This window comes from Candidatus Poribacteria bacterium (assembly GCA_021295755.1).
Taxonomy (GTDB): domain Bacteria; phylum Poribacteria; class WGA-4E; order WGA-4E; family PCPOR2b; genus PCPOR2b.
The window spans coordinates 1-24,789 of sequence record JAGWBT010000025.1 but is presented as its reverse complement, the minus strand read 5'-3'; the positions used below and the strand labels follow the sequence as shown (position 1 = coordinate 24,789).

15 protein-coding genes are annotated in these 24,789 nt (G+C 50.6%); 9 read left to right on the top strand and 6 right to left on the bottom strand.

The features are described from left to right. The 5 genes from J4G02_04990 to J4G02_04970 all read right to left on the bottom strand — a co-directional run. A partial coding sequence (locus J4G02_04990) for a molybdopterin-dependent oxidoreductase (GenBank protein ID MCE2393936.1) occupies window positions 1-1,472 on the bottom strand: 1,472 nt, incomplete at its 3' end. 59 nt (window positions 1,473-1,531) lie between these two features. Beyond that, the gene (locus tag J4G02_04985; GenBank protein MCE2393935.1) at window positions 1,532-2,620 is read right to left on the bottom strand and encodes a (2Fe-2S)-binding protein; all 1,089 of its coding nucleotides are present in this window, start codon (window positions 2,618-2,620) and stop codon (window positions 1,532-1,534) included. A gap of 85 nt (window positions 2,621-2,705) precedes the next feature. Beyond that, complete coding sequence (locus J4G02_04980; protein ID MCE2393934.1) at window positions 2,706-3,440, bottom strand: hypothetical protein; 735 nt, start codon at window positions 3,438-3,440, stop codon at window positions 2,706-2,708. A gap of 124 nt (window positions 3,441-3,564) precedes the next feature. Next, window positions 3,565-8,523 carry a leucine-rich repeat domain-containing protein gene (locus J4G02_04975; protein MCE2393933.1) on the bottom strand — a complete coding sequence of 1,653 codons (4,959 nt, stop codon included), beginning with the start codon at window positions 8,521-8,523 and terminating at the stop codon, window positions 3,565-3,567. Window positions 8,524-8,791: 268 nt separating this feature from the next. Beyond that, complete coding sequence (locus J4G02_04970) at window positions 8,792-10,027, bottom strand: DUF790 family protein (protein MCE2393932.1); 1,236 nt, start codon at window positions 10,025-10,027, stop codon at window positions 8,792-8,794. Between the two features lie 660 nt (window positions 10,028-10,687). Here J4G02_04970 and J4G02_04965 point away from each other — a divergent pair. The 9 genes from J4G02_04965 (at window position 10,688) to J4G02_04925 (ending at window position 23,999) form a co-directional block, all read left to right on the top strand. Continuing rightward, a complete protein-coding gene (locus J4G02_04965; protein ID MCE2393931.1) occupies window positions 10,688-12,283 on the top strand; it encodes an arylsulfatase in 1,596 nt (531 codons plus the stop codon). Between the two features lies 1 nt (window position 12,284). Continuing rightward, the gene (locus J4G02_04960) at window positions 12,285-13,172 is read left to right on the top strand and encodes a phytanoyl-CoA dioxygenase family protein (GenBank protein ID MCE2393930.1); all 888 of its coding nucleotides are present in this window, start codon (window positions 12,285-12,287) and stop codon (window positions 13,170-13,172) included. Between the two features lie 107 nt (window positions 13,173-13,279). Continuing rightward, window positions 13,280-14,233 (top strand): 3-hydroxyacyl-CoA dehydrogenase family protein, encoded by a 954-nt coding sequence (locus J4G02_04955; GenBank protein MCE2393929.1) that lies wholly within the window; start codon window positions 13,280-13,282, stop codon window positions 14,231-14,233. A 291-nt stretch (window positions 14,234-14,524) separates the two neighbouring features. Beyond that, the gene (locus tag J4G02_04950; GenBank protein ID MCE2393928.1) at window positions 14,525-16,693 is read left to right on the top strand and encodes a spondin domain-containing protein; all 2,169 of its coding nucleotides are present in this window, start codon (window positions 14,525-14,527) and stop codon (window positions 16,691-16,693) included. 392 nt (window positions 16,694-17,085) lie between these two features. Continuing rightward, window positions 17,086-19,014: a hypothetical protein gene (locus J4G02_04945; GenBank protein ID MCE2393927.1), complete on the top strand. Its 1,929-nt coding sequence runs from the start codon at window positions 17,086-17,088 to the stop codon at window positions 19,012-19,014. 871 nt (window positions 19,015-19,885) lie between these two features. Beyond that, on the top strand, window positions 19,886-20,275 hold the full coding sequence (locus tag J4G02_04940; GenBank protein MCE2393926.1) for a DUF2089 domain-containing protein: 390 nt from the start codon (window positions 19,886-19,888) through the stop codon (window positions 20,273-20,275). Window positions 20,276-20,292: 17 nt separating this feature from the next. Next, complete coding sequence (locus J4G02_04935) at window positions 20,293-21,624, top strand: hypothetical protein (protein ID MCE2393925.1); 1,332 nt, start codon at window positions 20,293-20,295, stop codon at window positions 21,622-21,624. 33 nt (window positions 21,625-21,657) lie between these two features. After that, window positions 21,658-22,761: a hypothetical protein gene (locus J4G02_04930; GenBank protein MCE2393924.1), complete on the top strand. Its 1,104-nt coding sequence runs from the start codon at window positions 21,658-21,660 to the stop codon at window positions 22,759-22,761. A gap of 95 nt (window positions 22,762-22,856) precedes the next feature. Continuing rightward, the gene (locus J4G02_04925) at window positions 22,857-23,999 is read left to right on the top strand and encodes a DUF4097 family beta strand repeat protein (GenBank protein ID MCE2393923.1); all 1,143 of its coding nucleotides are present in this window, start codon (window positions 22,857-22,859) and stop codon (window positions 23,997-23,999) included. A 176-nt stretch (window positions 24,000-24,175) separates the two neighbouring features. Here the strand turns inward: J4G02_04925 and J4G02_04920 are convergent. Beyond that, window positions 24,176-24,789: NAD(P)-dependent oxidoreductase (locus J4G02_04920; GenBank protein ID MCE2393922.1), on the bottom strand; the 614-nt coding region annotated here is incomplete at its 5' end.

Here is a 24,789-nt window from a genome sequence, read left to right as displayed (position 1 = left end):
CCGGTGAGGATATTCACAGGCACGTCGCTGAAACTGAAACTCGCAAAGACCGTTCCACGCGGGGAGCGGTTGGTGGATTTCACCTTGACTTTCACGCTGCCACGGACGCTCGACAACTCGCACCAGTCACCATCTCTGAGTCCCCATCCCTCAACATCGGCGGGGTTGACCTCAAGGGCTTCTTCGGAGAGCAGATAGTCGATGCCCTGTGCGCGACCGGTTTGTGTGCGCGTGTGGTAAGACTGAAGCCTGCGCCCGGTTGTCAGCCAGATAGGGAAATCGTCGTTGATAGTCTCCGCTGGATCGCGGTAACGCACGATTGAGAAGATGCCTCGCCCGTTCACAAACTCGCCTTCATGCAGTCGGGGGGTGCCGGGGTGATCCTTGTCCGGCACGGGCCATTGGTACTCGCTGTTTTCAATACGGTCCCAGTCGAGGCCTGCGTAAATCGGTGAGACGCTGCACAATTCGTTGAAGATCTCTTTCGGTTCGTCGAAGTCAAATCCCCCCAAGCCGAGTCGTTTGGAAAGTTCGCAGATGATCCACCAATCAGGTTTAGCTTGCCCCGGCGGCGGCACGGCGGCACGGAGACGCTGGACGCGACGCTCTGTGTTCGAGCAAACGCCGTCCGTTTCACCAAAGGCGGTCGCAGGCAGCACGACATCAGCCAGTTCCGCAGTGTCGGTCAGGAAGATGTCGATGACAACGAGGTGGTCAAGGCTCCTCAGGGCGTGTTCGCAATGCACACGATCGGGGTCGGAGAGTAGCGTGTTTTCGCCATCGATTAGCATGGCACGGATCTCCTCGCCGCAGAGGTCGAGTGCGGTGACTTTCGTAATCCCCTTGTCAATGTCAATCTCTCTGCCGTAGATCTCCTTGAACTTGGCTCGGTTCGCAGGGTCAATAACAGGCTGGAAACCGGGATAGTTGTTCGGGAGCGCGCCGCTATCGCCTGCACCCTGAATGTTGTTCTGACCGCGCATCGGGTTGATGCCGGTGCCTTCACGACCGATGTTGCCGGTCATGAGGGCGAGGTTACAGAGGCTCTGCACATTATCGACGCCGCAGATATGCTCGGTGATGCCGAGTGTGTAGTAGATTGCAGCTTTTCCCGATTCGCCGTACCATTTTGCGGCGGTTTCGATATCCTTTGCAGGCACCCCTGAGATCTCCTCCGCCCATGTCGGCGTAAATTCGACGAGGTGTTCGAGGAAGGCGTCGCTGTCCGTCGTCCGATTTTCGATGAAGTCTCGATCGATGAGCCCCTCGCGGGCGATGACGTGTGCCATGCCGAGCAGAAGTGCTACATCCGATCCGACCCGAAGGGGTAGATAGAGATCTGACATTTCTGCGAGACCGATACGCCGTGGATCGGCGACAATTAGCTTCGCACCCCCTGTGATAGCCTTTTTGAGCCGTGTCGCTGCGACGGGGTGGCATTCTGTCATATTTGTTCCGATACAGAAAATCACATCTGGTTTCTCGCACCGCGTCCGATTGTGGCTGCCAGACCGGCAACCGTTGGGGCGTGTCAGGCACGGCTACAGTTGTCGATGTAGTTTGTGCCGAAGCCGACACGGATGAATTTCTGCATGAGATACGCTGCCTCGCTCGGTGCGCGACCGGAGGCGACGCCGTAGATGCTATGTCTACCATGTTTCTCGTTCACCTGTCGGAAGCCTTCGGCTGCGCGATCGAGTGCTTCATCCCAACTCGCTTTGTGGAGTTCTCCATCCTCGCCGCGAACGAGTGGGGTAGTCAGCCGGTCGGGGTGGTGCACAAAGTCGAAGGCGAACTGACCCTTGACGCAGAGTGCGCCCTCGTTTGCGGGACCGTCCATCGCTGGGTGGATGCCGACGATTCTATCTTCCTTGGTCAGGAGATCAATTGAGCAGCCCACTCCGCAGTAGGGACAGATGGTGCGGGTTTTCTCGATTTCGCCCGGTCGATCAACAGCACGCATCGCCTTCTTGTCAGCGAGGGCACCGGTCGGACAGGTCTGCACACACTGACCGCAGAAGGTGCACGCCGAATCTCTTAATTCTCCATTGAATTCGGTGGTAATCTGTGTGTGAAAGCCGCGATTCATGACGCTGATCGCGTAGTCCCCTTCCTGCTCGGCACAGACGCGGACGCACCGATAGCAGGAGATGCAGAGATCGTAGTCGCGCAGGATAAATGGATTTTTGTCGTCGGTATTGCTTGTGCCCGACTGTGCTCCGATAAACCGTCCGGTGCGCGCTTCGTAGCGGTTGACGAGCGTTGTCAGCTCTTGGGAGGCATAGCCGCGCAAGGAATCGACATCGAGTTCGCGGTTTTCGGATGTCACCATCTCTAGCAGGGTCTTTCGGTATTTCTCAATCTCGTCGGTTGCTGTACGGACAACCATGCTGGGCGTTGCCTTTGTGGTGCAGGACGCGACGGGGTTTCGAGCCCCTTCGAGTTCAACGACACAGAGGCGACATCCACCGAAGGCTTCGAGGCGTGGATCGTAGCAGAGGGTCGGCACCTGCTTCCGATGCCGCTCTGCGATTTCGTAGATGGTTTCCCCCTCGGTGAAGGCGACTTCCTCTCCGTCGAGCGTTATTGTTTCGGTCTGTTTGGGGGGTGGTGGGTTCATTGTGTTTTTCCTTTCTTGCCGTACTCGGAGAAACCGAGTTTTTTCTTGAAAACTGGGTTTCTTTGTCCCATGCCTATCTCTATTTTTATGACGAATTAATCCATGCTGATACAGCTACATCCCAAAACTGCGCCTGTCCATCTGTCATGAGGACTACATTCTGGTCGCAGGCAGCGGTCTCTGCTCCCGCTGTCGCCCGTTCTCCAGCAGCAACGGGTAAAACAAGCGGGCTGACCCGTCGAATCAGACTCGCTCGTCGCCACGCCCGATCCACATCGTTGCTATCCACCACCGATGAAATTTCTATTGCCAACCAGACCTCAGGTCCCCTTGGAGACTCCCGCAACTGCCCGGTAGCCAGCAGATCTAGACGAAAAACGTCACGAAATTCCCCAGATGTGAGGGTTGTCTCTAATGCTTCATCGATTGTGGACAGATCAACAACCTTCAGCCGGCGCATGAGGTATCCGAAGTGCCCATAGATTTTGTTGCGATAGGACCACTCTAGGGATTCACCCTTTAACCTGCTGGCTGTATTATCTATCCGCTGTTGGTTCTCGGTCAGTTCTCTTACCTCCCGAGTCAGTTCTGCTACCTGTTCAGTCAGGTGTTGCATTGCGGTTTTTATCTCAGATAGTTGTTCTTCGACATTAGCGAGTCGTTCTTCGGCGCGCTGCTGTGCTTCTGCTAATCCTCTAACAATTTCGGGTAAGGCTAGCAATTCATCAGAAAGTAGCAGCTGCCGTAACTCCGATCGCCACTCTGGACGCTCGGATAGCAGTTGGACCAAATCACGATAATCCTCTACAGTGAAAGCCATTTTTCAGGTTTCCTCTTCGTAGGTTTAACCTACGGGTGTGATATATTTTGATAGGCCTGTCGCCCCTCTGGGGCTATGTTGGTTCATTTCGTTCCAGAGGGGCACTATGTATAATACCGCAACCCTACTTGAGAATCAACATTTTTCGTGTGGCAGAAAAATTGCCTGCGGATAGGTGATAAAAGTACACACCGCTTGCCACTGACTCACCGACTTGGTTTCTACCATCCCAATAGATTGCTTTTGATCGGCTCTCGTAGGCAGCGGCGGTCTGGTGTCCTAGGTCGATTGTGCGGACGACCTGACCTGCCCCGTCATAGATGGTCAGCGTGACGAAAGCATCCTCCGCTAACCGATACGGAATCCACGTCTCCGGGTTGAACGGATTCGGGTAATTCGGCAACAACTTCGTCTCTGTTGGTGTTAGGGATATCAGGAGTTGTTCAAGCATCATAATCCCTCGTTTCATGATGGGGTCCTTAACCTCAAGGGCCCTCGCGTCGGTCAGCCAACCCCGGACCTCTGCCACCGTGAGTGTTCCTTGTGGCTGTGCTGAAGGCGCAGCTGCTGCACCATCAAACATGCCTGCAATCACCACCAGATCGAGAATATTAACAGTGCCATCTCCGTTAACATCTGCCGTTATATTCTGTCCTTGCTTTCCAAACCGGGACACAGCCGAGACCAAATCGAAGATATTTACGACACCATCGCCGTTGACATCTGCTGGTCGCGTTACGGTGTCGTCGAACTCCACGATAACCTTCCTACTTTGGAGGGTGGGAAGGTGGGTGTTGATGGATAGTGCACTGAGTGGATTTCCATTCAGGTAAATCTCGTGTCCATCCCCCAGTTTTGTATTTTCGACGATGGATGAGATGTCGGATATAGAGTTGTTCTCAAGATTCAGGTATGACAGTTGGTGTAATTCTGCTACGAGTGAGATGTCAGATACAGAGTTGTCCGCAAGATTCAGGTATCCCAGTCTAGTTAATTTCGCAAGGGGTGAGATATCGGATATCGAATTGTCCGCAATATCTAGATAGTGCAATTTAGCTAATCTCGCAAGGGGTGAGAGGTCCGTTATGTTAGTGTTTATAAGCAATAGGTTTTCTAGGTTCGTTGCATGTTCAATGCCTGTTAAATTGGTAATATTCTTATTAGTGCCGTCAAGGTTTGTCAACCGTTCCATATCCGCTACGGTGATGGTGGCACCTGGCGCCTTGCGGAGAGTCGTCTCAATGATATTTCGGAGTTTGGTATCGGGTATATTCACCGTTTTCGGTGGCGCGTCATACTGAACGTTAACCCCTCTGCTTTGGAGGGTGGGGATGTAGGTGTTGATGGATATAGTGCTGATTGGATTTTCCTTCAGATTAACCGTGTCTCCATTCCCCAGTCCTATATTTCCGACGAGGTATGAGAGGTCAGATATAGAGTTGTCCTGAAGATATAGTCTTTGCAGTTTAGTTAATTTGGAAAGGTGTGAGAGGTTGGATATGAAGTTGTTCTGAAGATCCAGTTCTGTTAGGTTAGTTGCGGTTTCAAGCCCTGTTAAATTGCGGATGTTCTTATTGGTGGCGTTAAGTGTGGTCAAAGTCTCCATATCTACTACAGTGATGGTGGCACCGGGTGTTTTTCCGAACACCTTCTCAATGGCGTTTCGTAGGTTTGGGTCGGGTATATTCACCATTTTCGGTGGCACTACGATTTGGTCAAACTCAACGACGATTCCTCTGCTTTGGAGAGTGGGAATGTGGGTGTTGAAGGCTGTGTTGTTGAGGAAATTTCCCCTCAAGTCAATCCAGTCTGCACTCCCTAGCCCTGTATTTGCGACTAAGGGCGAGATGTTGGATATTGAGTTATTCAAAAGCCTCAACTCTGATAGATTGATTAATCCTGCAATGGCAGAGATGTCGGATATTGAGTTATCGTCAAGCCATAGCAGTCTCAGTTTGGTTAATCCGGCTAGAGGTGAGATGTCTGTTATGTTATTGTCTACAAGCCCCAGTTCTCTTAGGTTGATTGCGGCTTCAAGACCTGTTAAATTGGTGATATTCTCACTCGTGGCGTAAAGTGCAGCCAGAGTCTGCATATCGGATACAGTGATGGTAGCCCCTCGTGCTTTGCCAAGCATCTGCTCAATGGCATTTCGTAGGTTGGGGTCTGGTATGTTCACGGTTTTCGACGATACTACGATTTGATCAGATTCAACGTTAACGCCTCTGCTTTGGAGGGTCGGAATGTGGGTGCTGAAGGATCGGTCGCCAAGTGGATTTCCCCTTACATTCAGCTTGTCTCCACTCCTCAGTCCTGTATTTGCGACGAGGGACCAGAGGTCGGATATTGAGTTGTTGTGAAGATATAGTTCTGTCAGCTTAGTTAATCTCTCCAGAGGTGAGATGTTCGATATTGAGTTGTTGTGAAGCCCAAGTGCTGCCAGCTTAGTTAATCTCGCAAGAGGTGAAATGTCCCTTATGTTATTGTGTCCAAGTTCTAGTGTTGTTAAATCGGTTAATCCCGCTAAAGGTGAGATGTTGGATATAGTGTTTTTCTCAAGATATAGTTGTCTCAGTTGAGTTAATCTTGCAAGGAGCGAGATGTTGGATATACGGTTCGACCCAAGATGTAGGAATGTTAGTTGAGTTAATCCCGCTAGAGGTGAGATGTCGGCTATGGCGTTGTTCCGAAGCACCAGTCTTGTTAGGTTGGTTGCATGTTCAAGCCCTGTTAAGTTGGTGATGGTTTTGCGGGTGACCTCAAGTTCGGTCAAACGTGCCATGTCCTCTATCCTAATGGCGGCGTCTCGTGCTTTGCCAAGAGCCTTCCTGATAGCATGTCGGATGTTTGGATCGGGTATGTTCACGGATTGCGGTGGTGGTGGCACGACGACTTGGACTTGGTCAAACTTAACGGTAACGCCTCTGCTTCGGAGGGTAGGGAGGTGGGTGGTGAAAGATACGGTGCTGAGAGGATTTCCCGTTACCTCAACCGTGTCACCGTTTCCCAATCCCGTATTTGCGACGAGGGGCCAGAGGTCGGATATAGCGTTATTCTCAAGATATAGTTCTGTCAGTCGAGTTAATCTGGCTAGGGGTGAGATGTCCGATATGAAGTTGCTGTCAAGCCTTAGTGCTGTCAGATTGGTTAATCTCGCAAGGGGTGAGATGTTGGATATGGAGTTGTTCCAAAGATTGAGTGCTGTCAATCGAGTTAATCCCGCAAGGGGCGAGATATTCGTTATGTTATTTTGTCCAAGCCCTAGTGCTGTTAGATTGGTTAATCCCGTTAAGGGTGAGATGTTGGATATTAAGTTATCCCGAAGATCTAGCGATGTGAGGTTTGTTAATCTTGCTATAGTTGAGATGTTGGATATGGAGTTGGCGGCAAGCCCCAGTTCCCTTAGGCTGGTTGCATGTTCAAGCCCTGTTAAATTGCGGATGTTTTCACTCGTGGCGTAAAGTGTCTGCAAGGTCGCCATATCCGCTACGGTGATGGTTGCCCCTCGCGCTTTGCGGAGCACCCGCTGGATGGCATTTCGGAGATTGGGGTCGGGTATGTTGACCGTTCTGGGTGGCACAACGATGTTGTCAAAGGCAACGGTAACCCCTCTACTTTGGAGAGTGGGAATGTGGGTATTGAATGATAGTGCGCTGAGTGGATTTTCGCTCACATCCACGGAATCTCCATTCCACAGTCCTGTATTTGCGACGAGGGGCCAGAGGTCGGATATAGCGTTGTTGTGAAGATGTAGTTCTGTCAGTTGAGTTAATCCGGCAAGGGGTGAGATGTTGGATATGGAGTTATTGTGCAGCCCTACCCTTGCTAGGTTAGTTAATCTCGCTAGGGGTGAAATGTCCGTTATGTTATTATGGCCAGCCCCTAGTGCTGTCAGTTTAATTAATCCCGCTAGAGGTGAGATGTTGGATATACGGTTCGTTCCAATATGTAGGAATGTGAGTCGCGTTAATCTCGCAATGGGTGAGATGTTCGATACAGAGTTGTTCCGAAGATGTAAGAATGTCAGGTTGGTTAATCCCGATATGGGTGATAGGTCGGATATGAAGTTGGCTTCAAGCCCCAGTTCCCTTAGGTTAGTTGCGGTTTCAAGCCCTGTTAAATTGCGGATGTTCTCATTAGCGGCGTAAAGCGCGTCCAAAGTCTGCATATCTGCTACAGTGATGGTTGCCCCTCGCGCTTTGCGGAGCACCTGCTCGATGGCATTTCGGAGGTTTGGGTCGGGTATGTTCACCGCGTTCTGTTGCACTAGGATTCTTTCAAGTTCAACTGTAACCCCTCTGCTGCGGAGTGTGGGAATATGGCTGTTGACGGAGGCGTTGTTGAGTGGATTTCTATTCACATCAACCGTATCGCCATTTCTCAATCCCGTGTTTGCTACGAGAGGTGACAGGTCGGATATAGAGTTGTTGTCAACCCACAATTTTGAAAGGTTGATTAATCCTGCTAAGGCGGAGATATTGGTTATGACGTTTTCGCCAAGATCCAGCAGTCTGAGGTTGATTAATCTTGCTAGCGGTGAGATGTCGGCTATAGAGTTGGTCCAAAGCCCCAGTTCTTCCAGTTGGGTTAATCCCCGTAGAAATAATATGTTGAATATACGGTTTTCCCCAAGATTCAGGTATTTCAGCTGCGTTAATCCCACTAGGGGCGAGAGATCGAATATATAATTGTCCCGAAGGTACAGCCCTCTCAGGTTGATTAATCTTGCTAGGGGTGAGATGTCGGATATGGTGTTGCTCAAAAGATCTAGTTCTATCAGGCGAGTTAATCCCGATAAGGGGCGGAGGTCCGTTATGTTATTTTTTGGAAGCCACAGTCGTATGAGATTGGTTGCGTGTTCAAGCCCTGTCAAATTGCGGATGTTCCTATTAGTGCCGTCAAGGTCGGTTATCCACGCCATGTCCGCCACAGTGATGGCAGCACCCGGTGCTTTACCGAGTTTGTTTGCAATGACAGCGCGGAGATTGAAGTCAGGGATGGATACGATTTGCGCTGATGCAACCACCGAGATCGACAGGCAAATTAAGCAAGGTAAAGTCAAACGAAAAAGTTGTTTTCTCATGAATCGAGTCCCTTTGGGGTTAGAAATGGATTTGAGAAACGAAGGTACATTGGTTGCTGGAAAGGGTAAGGCAGCGTTCTCTCGTATCAGAAATTGAGAGCCTTTCATTTGGGCGCTAAGTTGCTGATATTCGATACATATCACCCCGCGCCGAAAAGATTAGTTCCATTTCGATTCCGATTTTATTGAGATTTATCGCGAGATTCAAAGCAGGTAGGACTATGGGTGGGGCAAATGCGAGAGAATCGTGTGAGCGAGGATGCTCAACCTACGGGTGTACTTGATCGTTCTCTGGAATAGCGCATGCTTCGACTTTTTCCAGCACGTCTTTGGGCTTAATCCGCGTTTTGAAAAAGAGCACTTCGCCGGGGATGTCTCGGAAATCTTCGGTCGAACAGTTGAGTTGATCTGACACAGCGATGATCATGTTGGGCATAGCGGCGCGTTTGAGTTTCCACATTTTTTTCTGGAGGTAATCCGGCGTCCAGAAGCCGACGATTTCCATTAAGGCGCGTCGTCCATCGGGGTGCAAGAAGGCGAAGTCTGGAATCATGACGGTATCTTTGAGATTGATGATATCCGTTTCGCGCTCAAGGATCCACTCTGTGTCGATTTTATCGAACTGTGTTGCGAAATGCCGTTCTAGCTCGCTGTCAAACTCGCCGGGGTCACGATAGTGGGATTGTAGCCCAGCTTTGTCGGTGAGGTTAAATCGGAGATGATCCTTTTGGTTCATGACGATTGTTGCGTCCAGCCACCATCGGTCGCAGTGTAACAGCGCGGGTAGGAACAGTGCCATCTGAATTCCGTACTTCTGAGATAGGCGAAACATTGATGCGGGCCCGTCGAGGACGATTTGGTAGCCGTCGGTATGGTTCCCATCGACGACGTGCATCAGCCTAAAAAACTTGATGAATTGGAACACCAACTTGTATTTCGTTGGGATGTTGCGATAGATTCGGATTGTCATTTCGCTGGCGCGGTAGAGCATCGCTTGGGCGAGTGCGACGTTATACCGATCCAGCAGCCACTCGGCGGTTGGTGGATCGAACCCTATTAGGAGGCGGTTCTCCTCTAGGTCCGCATACATGCCCTCCATCACTGCCTCCCCCGAAATGTTAAACTCCTCAGCGATTTTCGCGAGTGCCTTTGGACGTGTATTTCGGTGCAGCCTATCTCTTTTTGTGACAACTGGATGGCGTTTACTGGCGTAGGCGAAGATTTTTTCTCGAAGTATCTCTGGCTCAATTGGGGATTGAATCGTAATCTCCGATCGATCTTCGAGCAGTTTGGCAAGCCCCCGCGTGACGTGGTAGTTGACGTCAGCTGCCTCATAATCCGCTAGTGCTGAATCGAGTGACCCTTTGGTTTTGTTGAGGTGTGCTGCGTAAATCGCGATCAGATCCTTTGCGATTGCACGATACCTTCTGCTTTGTGGGTTCACATAGCGGGGGCAAACCGCGTCTTCTTGAATTCGATAGCGGAGCAGGTCGAGTGGGAGCATCGGGTTTTTGCGGGTTATAGCGTATTGGTCTTTAATTAGGTTGGTGATGACGCTACACTTTGAGAGACGAATTTATCACAAAACAGGATTCACGTCAAGCCATTTACGCCTCGATTGGAAACTTCTAATAATTCGCTTGATCCTCTCATGGATCTTTGGTAAACTGAACGTGAAACGTGAAAGCAATTTGTTCATGGATTGGTTGGCACATCACGCAATTTGCGATCTATCAAAGGCATGTTACACATGTCACCCCTCTGGGGCTTAGGGTTGTGGGGATTCGGCGTTGCTATAAACATGTCGCCCCTCTGGGGCTATGTTGGTTCATTGGTACATGTGAATATTACATATATTGCGCTCTTCCCCAATAAATCGGGGCAGGTGGGATTCAAAACTGGAGCGAAAGAGAGGAACGGGAATCTCCGTTCCCTACGAATACATCTCGCTGTGTTGAATCGTTGGAGTCGGGCAAGATGCCCGCCCAATGAGAAAATGTTATAGGTCGGTGTTGGGTTTCACAATGAGTGTTCGGCCCAACCTACAAACTAGAGCGAAAAGTAGAGTGCTTGGCGGGCGGAGAGACCCCGCCCCTACGGGAAGACCGAAGATATATTTAGCAGCACGTTTTAAGAGAACTTGAAGTATCCTGTGAGGAAAGATATGAATGAAGAGAAAAAACCGAATATACTTCTAATATTAAACGATGATATGGGTTATTCAGATCTCGGTTGTTATGGTGGAGAGATCCACAGCCCGAATCTGGATCGACTTGCTCGTGGTGGATTGCGCTTCACACAGTTCTATAATACCGCCCGTTGTTGCCCTTCGCGTGCTTCGATGCTGACGGGGCTGCATCCACATCAGACGGGGGTTGGACACATGATGATGGACGACGGTTTAGAGGGGTATCGAGGCGATCTGAATGACCGCTGTGTCACTATTGCTGAAACCCTCAAACCCGCGGGGTATCGGACCTACATGAGCGGAAAGTGGCATATCTCACGGCACACCGATCCGGAGGGACCGAAACACAGTTGGCCCCTTCAGCGTGGCTTTGATCGTTATTTTGGCATTATCACAGGGGCGGCGAACTATTGGAAGCCGAACACGCTGACCCGCGATAACGAGCATATTCCGCATGACGAATTGCCCGAAGGCTTTTTTCTGACCGATGCTATCAGTGATGAGGCATCTGCGTTTATCCGGGGCCATGCCGAGGAGACTTCTGATCAGCCGTTCTTCACCTATGTCGCCTACACTTCGCCCCATTGGCCGCTCCACGCTCACGACGAAGACATCGCACGCTATGAGGAGCGTTTCGCGGCGGGATGGGATCAACTCCGCGAAGAACGGTTGGCGCGGATGCGGGAGATGGGAATCCTCGACGAAGGGTGGGTGTTGACAGATCGAGATCCGACGCAGCCGCCTTGGGAGGAAGCAGAGCACAAAGAATGGAATCAGCGGCGGATGGAGGTCTACGCGGCTCAGATTGATCGGATGGATCAGGGGATTGGTCGGATTCTGACGGCGTTGGAGGAGACGGGTCAATTGGATAACACGCTGATCCTTTTCCTAGCCGATAACGGTGGGTGTGCGGAGGAGCTTCAGGGACCTGCGAATCGCGTCGGGAAGGACGGCTTAATCGAGACCGAAACGACGCACGATGGGCAACCGGTGTATCGGGGGAACGATCCGAGCATGATGCCGGGACCGGAAACCACATATCAAAGCTATGGTGTTCCGTGGGCGAACCTTTCCAATACCCCGTTCCGCGAATACAAGCATTGGGTACATGAGGGTGGCATTGCGACGCCGCTTATCGTGCATTGGCCTGATCGGATTCAAACAGAAGGAGCGCTGCGCCATCAGCCGGGTCAACTCCCCGATATCATGGCGACTTGCCTTGAGATCTCTGGGGCAACCTATCCTGATGAGCATAACGGGACTCCAATCTATCCGTTGGCGGGGACTAGCCTCACGCCTGTCTTTGATGACGAAAATAACGCTAAAGAGGCACTCATTTGGGAACATGAGGGCAACGCAGCGGTGCGGAAAGGGAAGTGGAAGTTGGTGTGTAAGTACCCAGGGGATTGGGAACTTTACGACATTGAGATAGATCGCACCGAGTGCAACGATCTATCGGCGCAGTTTCCAGAACAGGTTGAGGAACTGAGCGAGTTGTATCAGGCGTGGGCGGACCGCTGTTTTGTTGAACCTTGGAGCGAGATTTTGGAAGGGCGAAAAACGGAGGCTTGAGATGATTCTAACGATGAATCAGATAGAGATGGAATTAGGTGGAAAGTATCTCGGTTGGTTGCGTGAAGCGAACGAGCTGCTCGGTGACCGCGAGGCACTTAAGGCGCGGTTAGAAGAGGACGGTTATCTGCTGATTCGCGGCTTGCACGACCCGGAGAAGGTCAAGGCAACCCGTCGATTTCTCCTCGAAAAATTGGACGAAAATGAGCAACTCAATCGAGCGTATCCGCTATTGGAGGGCGTGCCAGCAGAGGGCAAGCGCGGAATGTTTATGGGTGGCAACAAAGCGGTGACCCATGAACCTCCATTTCTGAATCTGGTTGAATCGCCGGAGATCATGGACTTTTGTGAAGCTTTCTACGATGCGCCGGTCATCACCTACGATTATAAATGGTTGCGTGTGGTTGGTCCGGGAGGGTTCACCGGTGCACACTATGATATCGTCTACATGGGACGTGGTACGCAACAACTCGTTACCTGTTGGACGCCGATCGGCGATGTACCGCTCGAAATGGGTCCGTTGGTGGTTCTCGTCGGCTCCCACCGTTTTGAGATACTCAAGGAGACTTACGGCAAGATGGACGTTGATCGTGATCATGTGACCGGTTCGTTTTCGTATGACCCTATCGAATTGGCGGATCGCTACGGTGGGCAGTGGGGTACGAGTTCGTTTGAGATGGGGGATGTGCTTATCTTCAGTATGTTCACGATGCACGGGTCGTTAGATAACACAACCCACCGATTTCGTCTTAGCACCGACACGCGTTATCAACGCGCCGACGAACCTGTGGATGAACGTTGGATTGGAGATGATCCGATCGCGCATTATGCTTGGACGAAGGGCGAAACGGTGCCGATGGAGGAGATGCGAAAACGGTGGGGTGTTTGATAACCAAAGTTTATTGGTGCATTGGTGCATTTAACCGATGAATCCTATATTGCATTGTGCTTAAAGCTAGGGAAGATTGGATCTGGATGAGGTTGAAAAGGAGTTGTATGACACTTGATGAAATTCAGCAGATTGCTGTGATTGGGGCGGGTTTGATGGGCCATGGGATCGCCCAAGAATTTGCGTTTGCCGGCTATCAGGTTCACCTGCACGATGTGAGCCAAACGCAGGTGGACGCTGGAATAGAGCGGATACGAGACAACCTTCAGGTATTTGTGGAAAATGACCTTGCCAAACCGGATCAGATCGATGAGACGCTCAATCGGATTCATGGGTCAGACCAGCTTGAAGTCGTTGGGAGTGAGGCGGATTTTGTCATTGAAGCGGTGATTGAGAATCTGCCACTCAAGCAGGAGGTGTTCCGCCAACTGGATCAGATCTGCCCACCGCGCACGATTCTTGCCAGCAACACGACAGCACAGATGCCTTCGCAGATTGGTGCGTTTACCCAACGCCAAGATAAGATTTTGAACACCCACTATTTTAATCCGCCCTATCTCATCCCGCTCGTTGAGCTGATTCGTAGTCCGAAGACCTCGGACGAGACGTTACAGGTGGCGTATGATCTGATGGTGAAGATTGGGAAGACACCGGCAATTATCCAGAAGGAGGTTCCCGGTTTTGTGGGGCCCCGTCTACAAGCTGCGGTGATCCGCGAAGCGTTCTCAATCGTTGAGCGGGGCATCGCCACTGCGGAGGATGTCGATCTGGTGGTCCGTAACAGCTTTGGACGTCGTTTGAGTGTTGCGGGACCGTTTCAGGTGTTTGAGCTGGCGGGGTGGGATCTCGTCCTTGCAGCGTTTGAGGAGCTATACAAGGATCTCAATAGTTCGTCCGAGATTAACCCGCTCCTTCGCGAAATGGTTGAGGGTGACAAACTCGGTGTCAAGTCGGGAGAGGGGTTCTACGAGTGGACGTCCGAAAGGATTAATGAGATTCGCGACAGGATGAACCGGACGTTGATTGGTCGGATGAAGGAAGACGTAAAACGTGAAGCGTGATAGGTTTGAACAGTCAGATAACCCAATAGGTACGGATGCCTTGGAGGTATAGAAAATTGACTTTAGCCTGTGCCTAGAATGCAAGGCAGTACCATTTTTTTTTCTGATTACCGTTTGATAGATCTGTTTTTAACAAAAAAACCTTGCCTAAATTTAGAGAATCCCTTATAATAATCCTCGTTCTTGTAAAAGATCCAATTAATGAATGATAATAGAGAATAGTTTTGCCATATAGGCAACGTACAACACAACTAAGGAATTAATCTCCACAAGGATGAAAGGAGTTATCTGGTGAAACGTCAGATTGCCAATCTAAGTAAGTTTTTTGTCATTTTAGCTTTATTTATGTTACTTGTAGTTCAAGGTGTTTATGGTCAATCGATCTCAATAGACCCAGCATCGGTTGAATCTCCAGCGGCTGGCGAGCAGTTGACGCTCAATATCAATATCGCGGGCGGAATGAATATCTTTGGCTATGAGGTGACCGTGACATTTGATTCAACCGCGCTCTCGTATGTCAGCATCACGAATGGTGATTACCTGCCCGCCGGTGCGTTTGCCGTGCCCGCGGTTGTTACCGATGCGAGTGCGAAACTCGCTGCAACCGCTCTTAGTGGTACAGCAGATGGGGATGGCACACTTGCCACCGTGACATTTACAGTTGTCGAAGTCAAGAGTTCGGCAATTGGGCTGGAAGCGGTTATTTCCGATCCAACAGCGACTCCGATAGCTGTGATGGTCGAAGGTAGTATGGTTACCGGACCTGCGCCTGCGGAACCTGAGACCCCCGCAGAACCTGAGACCCCCGCAGAACCAGAAACGCCTGAAATGCCCGAGGCTGTTGAGTTTAAGGTAACACTAACAAACCTCACTATGGGTGTTCCGACTCAAGGCGGTCAGATTTTTTCGCCGCCGATTTTTGTGACACACGGTCATGGATTTTCAATCGGTGCATCAGGTGAGCTAGCCAGTATGCAACTTGGCATATTGGCGGAAACGGGCAACAATGGTCCGCTCGCTGAATTGGCTATGGGGTCAGACGCAGTGGGTAGTGTCCATGCGTTTTCCACTTCTACGCCAGAGGTAGTGCTCCCCGGTGCGTCCGCTTCAGCGATGGTCAGTGCTAGCTCCGATATGGGGTATCTCTCATTGGCGACGATGCTTGTGCAAACCAACGACGGCATTGTTCTCGCAAACAGTTTGCCGCTCTTCGACGAAGATGGCAATCCACGCTCGTTCACAATGGATCTAATATCCTATGACGCGGGTACGGAAGATAACAACGAGTTGGCGACGCATGTTCCGGGACCCCCATTTGGTGGTGGTGAACGTGCACCAACTGCAGACCCCATTATGGCTCATCCCGGCATCGCTGGTGCCGCTGATGTAGGAGCTGCGTTCGGTTGGACAGAGCCTACCGCAACCGTGGCTGTTGAAGCGATGGTTGAGATGCCCGAACCGCCTACAGAACCTGAACCGCCTACAGAACCTGAACCGCCCACGGAGCCTGAACCACCCACGGAGCCTGAGATCCCTACAGAGCCTAAGAGTATGTTTAAAATGGCGTTGGCGCCTGGGTTAAACATGATTTCTTTGCCTCTGATGCCGGCGGAACGTTATACGGCGAGTTCGTTTGCTGAGATGATTGATGCAACTATAGTGATTAAGCTGGACACGGCGATGCAGGAATTTGTCGGGTTCACCGCAGACCAAGAGGGTGATGGCTTCGCGATCGAAGGCGGTCAGGGATACATCGTCAACGTCCCCGATGGTGGTATGGTTACCTTTACAGGAACGGCGTGGGATAACACGATGGAAGATACCGCAGCCGCGCCGGGTATCGAACTTCCGAGTCCGACATGGGCGTTTGTTGTTAGTGGTGATTTGCTAGAAACTGAGGTTGGTGTGTCCTACACGGTTGTTGCGAAGAATCATCGCACCGGTGAAGTTGCAACAAGACTGGTTTCGAGCAACCACGGGGAGTTCAACACAGTCTGGGCAGATCTGTCACGACAGAGCGTCATTGAAGCTGGCGATACGCTAGAGGTTATGCTATTCGATGATATGGGAAATATCGTTTCAGGTCCCTTCATACATAAAGTTGGGGTTGAAGACCTTCGGAAGGCTTACCTGAGTTTATCGTTGACTGTTGGCGATATGCATCCGGCAAGGACGATATTGGGACAAAACTTCCCGAATCCGTTCAACCCTGAAACGTGGATTCCGTACCAGCTTGAGAAATCAGCAGATGTCGCTCTCCAGATTTACGACACGTCTGGTAGTATTGTACGAACTATCGATCTCGGCTTTAAGCAACAAGGGTTCTATATGACGCGTTCGACAGCGGCGTACTGGGATGGTCGCAACAACATGGGTGAGCAGGTTGCCTCAGGGGTTTACTTCTACAGTCTGCAGACCCCCGACTTTTCGGCGACACGGAAGATGCTGATTTTGAAGTAGGTCATTTATCGATACGTAAACTTGATTCATCTGGCGTGCAAAAATCGTTGAGCGAAACGCGATACGGCTTGTACGCCATGAAGATTATACTTTTCAAAAAAATGGGAGCATCGGGCTATTGGACAGGATCTTATGCCTATGCTCCCATTTTTGTTTAGAGAATAGTTCATTGGTTCATTGCTTCGCTTATCGCATTCGATAACATATGGTGCTCCTCTAGAGCACGAGCTTGGATCTATCTTCCTTCTATAGATATATCGCTCCTCTGGAGCGAAAAACACTCGTGTCATCCCGTCGGGGCTATGTTGGTCCACTGGCTGATCGGTTCAATAAACATATCACTCATCTGAAGTGGAAGATAGACCTGCCACCCAGCTTTAGCTGAATTCAAGATGCTTAGACAAGAATCTTCTACCAGAATTAGCAAGCGTGCAGTGCTGATTGGTGTGATACTGATTATTGCCAACAGCTATTGGATTGCTTACATTGAGATGTTGTGGCATACCGCGCACCTGACGATCGTTACGTTGTCAGTCAACGTTATGTTTGCGCTCCTCGTGATTACGGGGTTGAATATCATTGTGCGTCAGATCGCTCCGAGTGCTGCACTCAGCCGCCAAGATCTGTTAGTTATCTATGGGATGCTGGCGGTGGGGAGTGCGTTCTCTGGGCATGATTGCATGCCTCGCCTGATGGGACTCATCCCGTATGCCTTCCGTTTTGCGACCCCTGAAAACGATTGGGAAGCGCTGCTATTCCGTCACCTGCCACCGTGGTTGGTTGTTTCAGATCTGAGGGCGGTTACCGACTTTTTTGAGGGCGAAGTCGACTTCTTCAGGGATGGTTACTTTCGATATTGGATCACGCCCATCCTATCGTGGTCGATTGTTATCTTCTCGTTGATGCTGATTTTTCTGTGTTTGACTTCTCTGATTAGGCGGCAGTGGGTGGTGCATGAGAAATTGGCGTATCCCGTGATCCAAATCCCGCTTGAAATCACGGCGGACAACGGAGCGATTTTCAAAAACCGTCTGCTTTGGATGGGGTTTGGAATTGCTGCGGGGATCAATATGCTCAACGGGCTCCAGTATTTCTTCCCTGCATTGCCTTCGATTCCTGTCAAGCAATACGATCTCAATATCTACTTTACGCAGAAACCGTGGAGCGCGTTGGGGAGTATGCCGTTGCGGCTGCACCCCTATATGATTGGGCTCGGCTTTATCCTTCCCCTGGACCTCTCCTTTTCCTGTGCGTTTTTCTATTTATTCGGAAAGATGCAGCTGCTATACGGGAGCATGGTGGGTATCATGCACCTGCCGGGATATCCGTTCTTCGGTGAGCAGGGCACTGGCGCACTGTTTGCGCTGCTGCTTATCACGTGCTGGAGCGGCAGAAGACATTTCGCGCAAGTCTTCTCTCGTGTGTTTCGCCCGGACCGCGAGGATGAAGCGACGGAGCCGCTCTCTTACCGCACCACGGTCATTACATTGTTTCTGTGCCTTTTGGTGTTGATGGGCTTCTGCATAAAATGCGGTATGTCTGTCTGGGGTTGTATCATTTTCATCTCTATCTATCTGCTAATTATTGTAGGATTGACACGCATGCGAGCAGAGTTGGGGCCTCCGATTCAGGCGGTCGGTTATGTCACGCCTCAATACCTGACAATCTCGATGTTCGGCACGCGCCGGCTCCGGGCGGGAAATCTGACGATGCTTTCCTTGCTGAATTGGTTGAGTGGAGCGAGTTACGCATCGTTTCGGACACACCCGATGCCTGATCAGATGGAAGCGTTCAAACTCGCTGAACGCACCGGCATCAACAACCGGACAATGCTCATCGTGTTGGTCATCGCTAGCATCGTGGGGATTGAATCGAGCCTCATCCTGTATCCTTATACGATTTACAAGGAAGGGGTTGCGGCGGGTTCAGAGCAGATTCATTCTGGCGGTGCGGAGGCGTACAATTTCCTGTCCTCATGGTTGATTAATCCGAAACCCACGGATTGGTTGGCGATGGCAGTTCTTGGCATAGGCTTTCTAGTGAACATGGGAATTATGTTTCTCCGTGCCCGATTTGTATGGTGCCCGCTTCACCCTGCCGGCTATATTGTCGGCGTCGCCCCCGGTACAATGAACCTCGTCTGGTTCCCTCTGTTAATCGGGATGGCTGCGAAATGGGTGCTACTCAAGCATGGCGGTATCAAGGGGTATCGCCGTGGGATGCCCTTCTTTGTTGGGTTGGTACTCGGTGAGGCGTTGATAGGGTGTTTTTGGCCCATCATGAGTCTTGTGCTACGTTCAGCGGTGTATAGCTGGATCTGATCGAGTTTCAACTGTCTCGCCTTCCCTAAATTAACCACAGAGACACATAGAACGCAGAGAATAAAAAAGCAGGCAAAATCGCTTCCCTTCTAGTTGATTGATGTTCCCAAGTCGACATACTAAAGTTGACAAACTAATGTCGAGATGTGAATCTCGACCTACGGGAATGTGGTACTTCCTCTTCCTTCAATTTTTTCCCTATCCCTGTGCCCATTTCATTATACCTTGGTTCACTAGTTCATTGGTTCATTGGATTAATAAACCCTGCACATGGCATTCCTCTGGAGCGCGATTGTTAGGCGTATCGCGATTCTATAGACACATTGCTCCTTTGGAGCAAAGAGACATCTATCCATCCAGCGTAGGGAACAACGATCGTTGTTCCCTACAACCCGTTTGCCGTAACAGACTCCTTGGGATTGTGTTGGTTCATTTGTGTTGGGTTTCACGATTCCTGTTCAACCCAACCTACGATACCGGTGGACTTTCGATAGATAACAATTCCGGTAAAATTACACAAATTACACACAGAATTCGCCATTTTCGCTGTGAAAAAGGTCGTGGGCAAATGGGCCTCCGCCCCCTAATCATCCTGAGCTGATATTAAGTATTTTAACATATGGTTACTATTTATAAAGTTAAATTGGAAAAAATTGGGATATTTTATAAAAATATATTGATAATTTAATGATATGGTGTTATATTGTTGTAGGTGGCGTCAAAAAGATTGAGTTAGCTCAAGTTACTACGAAGAATAATGCGTAAGGCGTAAAACATAAAAAAGAACTTAGCGCAGCTCAGGTGGCAATCTAGGTTGTGCTATATTTTTTTAGTGATGTGGAATCTTAAACTGTGAAGGAGTGAGATAATTTTGCGAAAGGTATTAGAGCAGTGTCCAACATGTGGTGGCGAACTGACCATAACGGGTTTGCACTGCCGTTCTTGTCATACTCGGATTGAAAGCGAATATTCGACCTGCCGTTTCTGTCGGTTATCACAGGAGAGCCTTGATTTCATTGAGGTTTTTGTCAAGAGTCGAGGTAATATCAGGGAGATGGAACGTGAGCTTGAGATCTCCTACCCGACCGTTCGTAGCCGGTTGAACGCTGTCATCAAGGAACTTGGGTATGAGGTGGATGCGGAATCGCCTGATTCGGATGAGTTGGCGGACAAACGACGCGCGATCCTCAGGCAACTGAACCAAGGGGAGATCTCCGCAGCGGAGGCCACGGAATTAATCAATCAATTAAGGGGGAAATAACGATGAACGGGGAAAGAATGAGCATTCTCAAAATGGTGGCTGAAGGCAAAATTACCGCTGAGGAGGCGGAATCGCTCCTGCGAACCCTTGACGCACCTGATGAGTCCCAGCAAGTTTCTGAGGAACAGTCACCGTCTGAAGGCGAGCGAGAGAGTTTTGTTGAGCTATTAAAAGCTGGTTCCGAATCGCTGAAAGATCAGGGTGGGCCTTCGCGTGATTTTAGCCGGGTGTTGAGAAAATCGGCTAGAGATAGAAAGCGTGGAGCGCGTCGTCATCGTGATAGGAACCACAGAGCCTGTTACGAAGAACCGAGAGCCCAGGTACAGCTTGAAACAGGTGAAAAGTTTGACTTGGAAATCGATAACCGACACGGCGATATTGAAGTAAGATCATGGGCGAGAAACAGCCTCCAAATCGACTATCAGATCAGTGTGTGGGCGAAGGATGAGGAGACCGCGAAAGAGATCGCTTCAGAGATTGAGATCCGAATTGAGCCTGACAAAGATGCTTCAGGCCGGGCGACGCGGGCTTTGATTACGACAAACTATCCGGAAGAGTGGGAGTTGTGGCGGAACAGTGGTTCACGCGCCCGTGTTGATTATTGGTTAGCTGTCCCGCAGCAGACGAATTTGGAACTTGATAATCGGCACGGTAATGTGTCTGTACACGATTCGCGTGGGACAACTTCGATTGGCAACCGACATGGCAATGTCTCTCTCGGTGCAATTGGTGGAGATCTGAACTTAGATGCGCACCATGGAAACGTCGAAGCGGATTCGATTCAAGGGAATGTGTGCTTTAACGGTGGTCATGGGAATGCCGAACTTGGTAAAGTCGGTGGTAGCTTTGAAGGTGACTATAGGCACGGAAACCTTGAACTCGATGAGCTCGGAGGGGATCTCACACTGAAACATCGGCATGGAGATGCTGTTGTCCACTCGGTGGGTGGCGTCATCTTGGTGGATAAGAACCACGGACGAATTGCACTTAAGGGGGTACGTGACACATTCCACATTGACGGGAAGCATGCAGACACCCATCTCGATGTAGTGTCACCTTTAAGCGGGGATTGCGTCATCAAGGGGCGTCATGCAAAAGTGGACCTTATCGCACCCGCGGATGCCTTTGCGTCGATTCAGGCGTCAACCCATCGTGGGAGTATCTCCTCAGAGTTTGAGGGAGATCTAACGAAGGGGAAACGCGGTCAACAGTTTACAGCGTCCCTTAGCGAAAATGGGGCAAACCTTCAGGTAACCAACCATCACGGACGGATTGACCTCCGTTGCCATGGGGTTGTGGCTTCGGAAGATACCCACGAAGTGGATAGAACCATTGAGCAATCGGTTTAATCAACAGTCAGATGACGAAAGGAGGAGGTAGCAATGCGTCAAGATAGACTTGAAGTGCTTAAAATGCTTGCGGAGGGGAAGATCAGTGCGGAGGAGGCAGAGATGTTGTTACGTGCCCTTGACGAGGCTGATGCGCCCGAAGAAGAGACTGATACTGAAGATGAAAAACCTAAGCAGGAGAAGGACTTTGTGCAAGAGATGACGGAAATGTTTCAGGATGTTGGGCGGGAGATTGAAGTTGAGGTGAGTAATGCAATTAAATCGGTGAAACTGCCGGATGTGAAAAAAGTTGTCGACGAGGTGGTTGATCAGGTGAAGTCATCTGTTTCTGAAACTGTTGATTCCGTCTCCGATATTGCTGACATCGCCGACGAAGACGATGAAAAACGGAGAGGCAAGCAGCAGCTGGACATATTTGAGGGCACGGGCATCACCAAGATTGACGCACAAACCGCCAACGGGCGGATCACGCTCGAAGGCTCAGACCGAGATGAGGTTGCTGTGCGTGCGTGGAAGGAGGTTCGTGGGAGAAGGGCTGTCGCAGCGGAATTTGCCGAACAGGTCGAAGTCTGCGCAGAACAGATCGGGAATGAGCTTCGGATTTTCACCGAACACCCGCCTCCCCCCCAAGGTGTCAGCCTCGCTGTACATTATGCGATTGAAACGCCGCGGGAGGTTGATGTGAATCTCCGGACCGTCAACAGTCAGATTGAGATTAGCGGGATCAGCGGAGCGATTGATGCGACCACTGTTAATGGTATCATAGAATTGGAGGGCGATACAGGTCCGATTCATGCGCGTACGACCAATACGTCAATTAAAGCCGAGATCGGTTTGCTGACCGACGATGCGGAGTTTTCGACGACCAACGGCACGATAGGGGTGGAGGTGCACCGTTGTATTGGTTCTATGGCTGCGCTGACGACCAACGGCTCCATCGATGTAACGCTTCCCGCGGATTTTGCTGGGCAGCTCGATGCCGAAGCGAGACGAGGACGGGTGCATTCTGATTTCCCTATCCCTGTTATTGGGAAGATCAGCAGTCAACTCAAAGGCGAAATTGGCGAGGGTGGTGAGGCGGTTGTTAAATTGCGGAGCACGAATGGGTCGATTCGTTTGAAACGGCAGGAACCTTGAAGCATGAAAACGAGAAGACGGGATTGATTGTAGGTTCGGATACCTATGATACGTACAGTACCCACTACTAGCAATTTAGGGAGGTTATCATGTGGATGGGATTTGGTAAATTTCAAATCATGCTGATTTTACAAAGCGTACTATTTGCAGGACTAGCTATTGCTGATGCTGCTGTTGAAAATAACATTGAGAGGTCGTTTCAAGTCGCTTCCGGTGGACGTTTGACGATTGATGCAGAAAGAGGTTCAATCGAGGTTCGCACGGCAGACCGCGACTTTGTTGATGTAGAGATTGAAAGGAAGGTCAAAAGAGGTGGCAAATGGAGCGTTGAAGAGGTCCTTGAGGATCTCGCAATCACCTTTGACCATAGTGACGATGGAGTTACAATCAGAGCGGAGTACGATCAGGAGAATCGCCGGCGATGGAATCGGGAAAGAAATCGATTGCGGATTAAATTCTTGATTACCGTGCCGCAACGGTACAACGTTGATTTGAAAACTTTAGGGGCGGGCATTTCCATTGGAGATCTGGAAGGTGAGGTCCGCAGCCAAACGGCGGGCGGCAATCTCCAAATCGGAAGCATCAAAGGGCCCGTTTGGGGGCAGACTACGGGCGGCAACATTAAATTAGAAGGAACGGAAGGCGATGTTGACCTCAAGACCTCCGGCGGCGGGATCACGATTGGAAGTGTGGAGGGAGCGATAGAAGCCATAACCTCCGGTGGATCGATTCGCATTGATGAGGCGACTGGCAGTGTCAATGCCAAGACCTCCGGCGGCGGGATCACGATTGGAAGCGTGGGAGGAGCGGTAGAAGCCGTAACTACCGGCGGATCGATTCGCATTGATAGGGCAGGCGGTGTCAATGCGAAAACTTCTGGCGGTGGCATTACGGTTGAAGAGGTGATGGGGAGCATCAACGCGAAGACATTCGGTGGCTCTATCAAAACGTATATTTCTCGCCAACCTGAAGAGGGTTGCTCGCTGGAGACATCAGGGGGAAGCGTGACTGCCTACCTTGTTGAGGATATTGCCATTGATGTGGAGGCTCAGGCAAGCGGCGGTCATGTATCCACTGATGTTCCCATCATTGTGCAGGGCAAAATACGCGAAAACAGGTTACAGGGTGCGATTAACGGCGGGGGACCGGTGCTTAAGCTACGTACCTTCGGCGGTAACATTCGTCTACACCCAAAGCCGATTGTCGAGTCTCGGCGTGAAAACGAGAAGACGAGATAACGAGAAAACCAGATTTAACTTACCGCTAGTTTTATATTTTGGGCAGGCACAAGATCTGCCCCTACAGGAATTCAGATTCTGTCGGTGTAAGAGGGGTGTTGATGGGCGGGAAACCCCCTACGCAAATATGTCGTAATATGCACAAGGGTTACGGCACACGGCGTGTGCCTACTACTTTAGATTGTGCCGTCTTGGGGTTCGTAGCCGAGGATTTCGCAGGTATGGGAGATGTCGAGTCGTGGGGTTTTGTGCCGGCTCTGCCCGTGTACGATTGCGAAATCGACCCCTTCGACATCAATGCAGCACCCTATCAGTTGTGCTAGATCGCGTTGGCTGATCCAGCCCTGTCCCATATCGCCTTGATTTCTGTTTGGTTCACCCTCTCGTTTAATTCCGCCGATACGAATTGCTATTGACGACAGCCCGTCGTGTGCGAAACATTGTCCCAGCGCTTCGCCAAAACATTTGGTTACGCCGTAGACGTTTGGTGGGTTGACGGGCATATCCCAAGTAACGGATAGGTCGGGTGGATAGGCTAACATTGCGTTGATGCTGCTGGCAAAGACGACGCGCTCACAGCCTTGATCTTTTGCTGCTTGGAAGACGTTGTATGTGCCGATGATGTTCAGCGACAACAGGGTTTCGTAGAAGTCCGCTGCTGGACTGCGATCGGCGGCGAGGTGGACAACCGTGTCCATCCCCTCGCAGGCGCGCTGCATCTGGTCGAGGTCGGCGATGTCCGCCGTCATAACCTCATGCCCATTCGGATTTTCGATTTCGGCGATGTCTG

Coding starts and splice junctions, on each gene's coding strand:
- J4G02_04985 (MCE2393935.1), bottom strand. CDS start 2,620: ATGAACCCACCACCCCCCAAACAGACCGAAACAATAACGCTCGACGGA.
- J4G02_04980 (MCE2393934.1), bottom strand. CDS start 3,440: ATGGCTTTCACTGTAGAGGATTATCGTGATTTGGTCCAACTGCTATCC.
- J4G02_04975 (MCE2393933.1), bottom strand. CDS start 8,523: ATGAGAAAACAACTTTTTCGTTTGACTTTACCTTGCTTAATTTGCCTG.
- J4G02_04970 (MCE2393932.1), bottom strand. CDS start 10,027: ATGCTCCCACTCGACCTGCTCCGCTATCGAATTCAAGAAGACGCGGTT.
- J4G02_04965 (MCE2393931.1), top strand. CDS start 10,688: ATGAATGAAGAGAAAAAACCGAATATACTTCTAATATTAAACGATGAT.
- J4G02_04960 (MCE2393930.1), top strand. CDS start 12,285: ATGATTCTAACGATGAATCAGATAGAGATGGAATTAGGTGGAAAGTAT.
- J4G02_04955 (MCE2393929.1), top strand. CDS start 13,280: ATGACACTTGATGAAATTCAGCAGATTGCTGTGATTGGGGCGGGTTTG.
- J4G02_04945 (MCE2393927.1), top strand. CDS start 17,086: ATGCTTAGACAAGAATCTTCTACCAGAATTAGCAAGCGTGCAGTGCTG.
- J4G02_04935 (MCE2393925.1), top strand. CDS start 20,293: ATGAGCATTCTCAAAATGGTGGCTGAAGGCAAAATTACCGCTGAGGAG.
- J4G02_04930 (MCE2393924.1), top strand. CDS start 21,658: ATGCGTCAAGATAGACTTGAAGTGCTTAAAATGCTTGCGGAGGGGAAG.
- J4G02_04925 (MCE2393923.1), top strand. CDS start 22,857: ATGGGATTTGGTAAATTTCAAATCATGCTGATTTTACAAAGCGTACTA.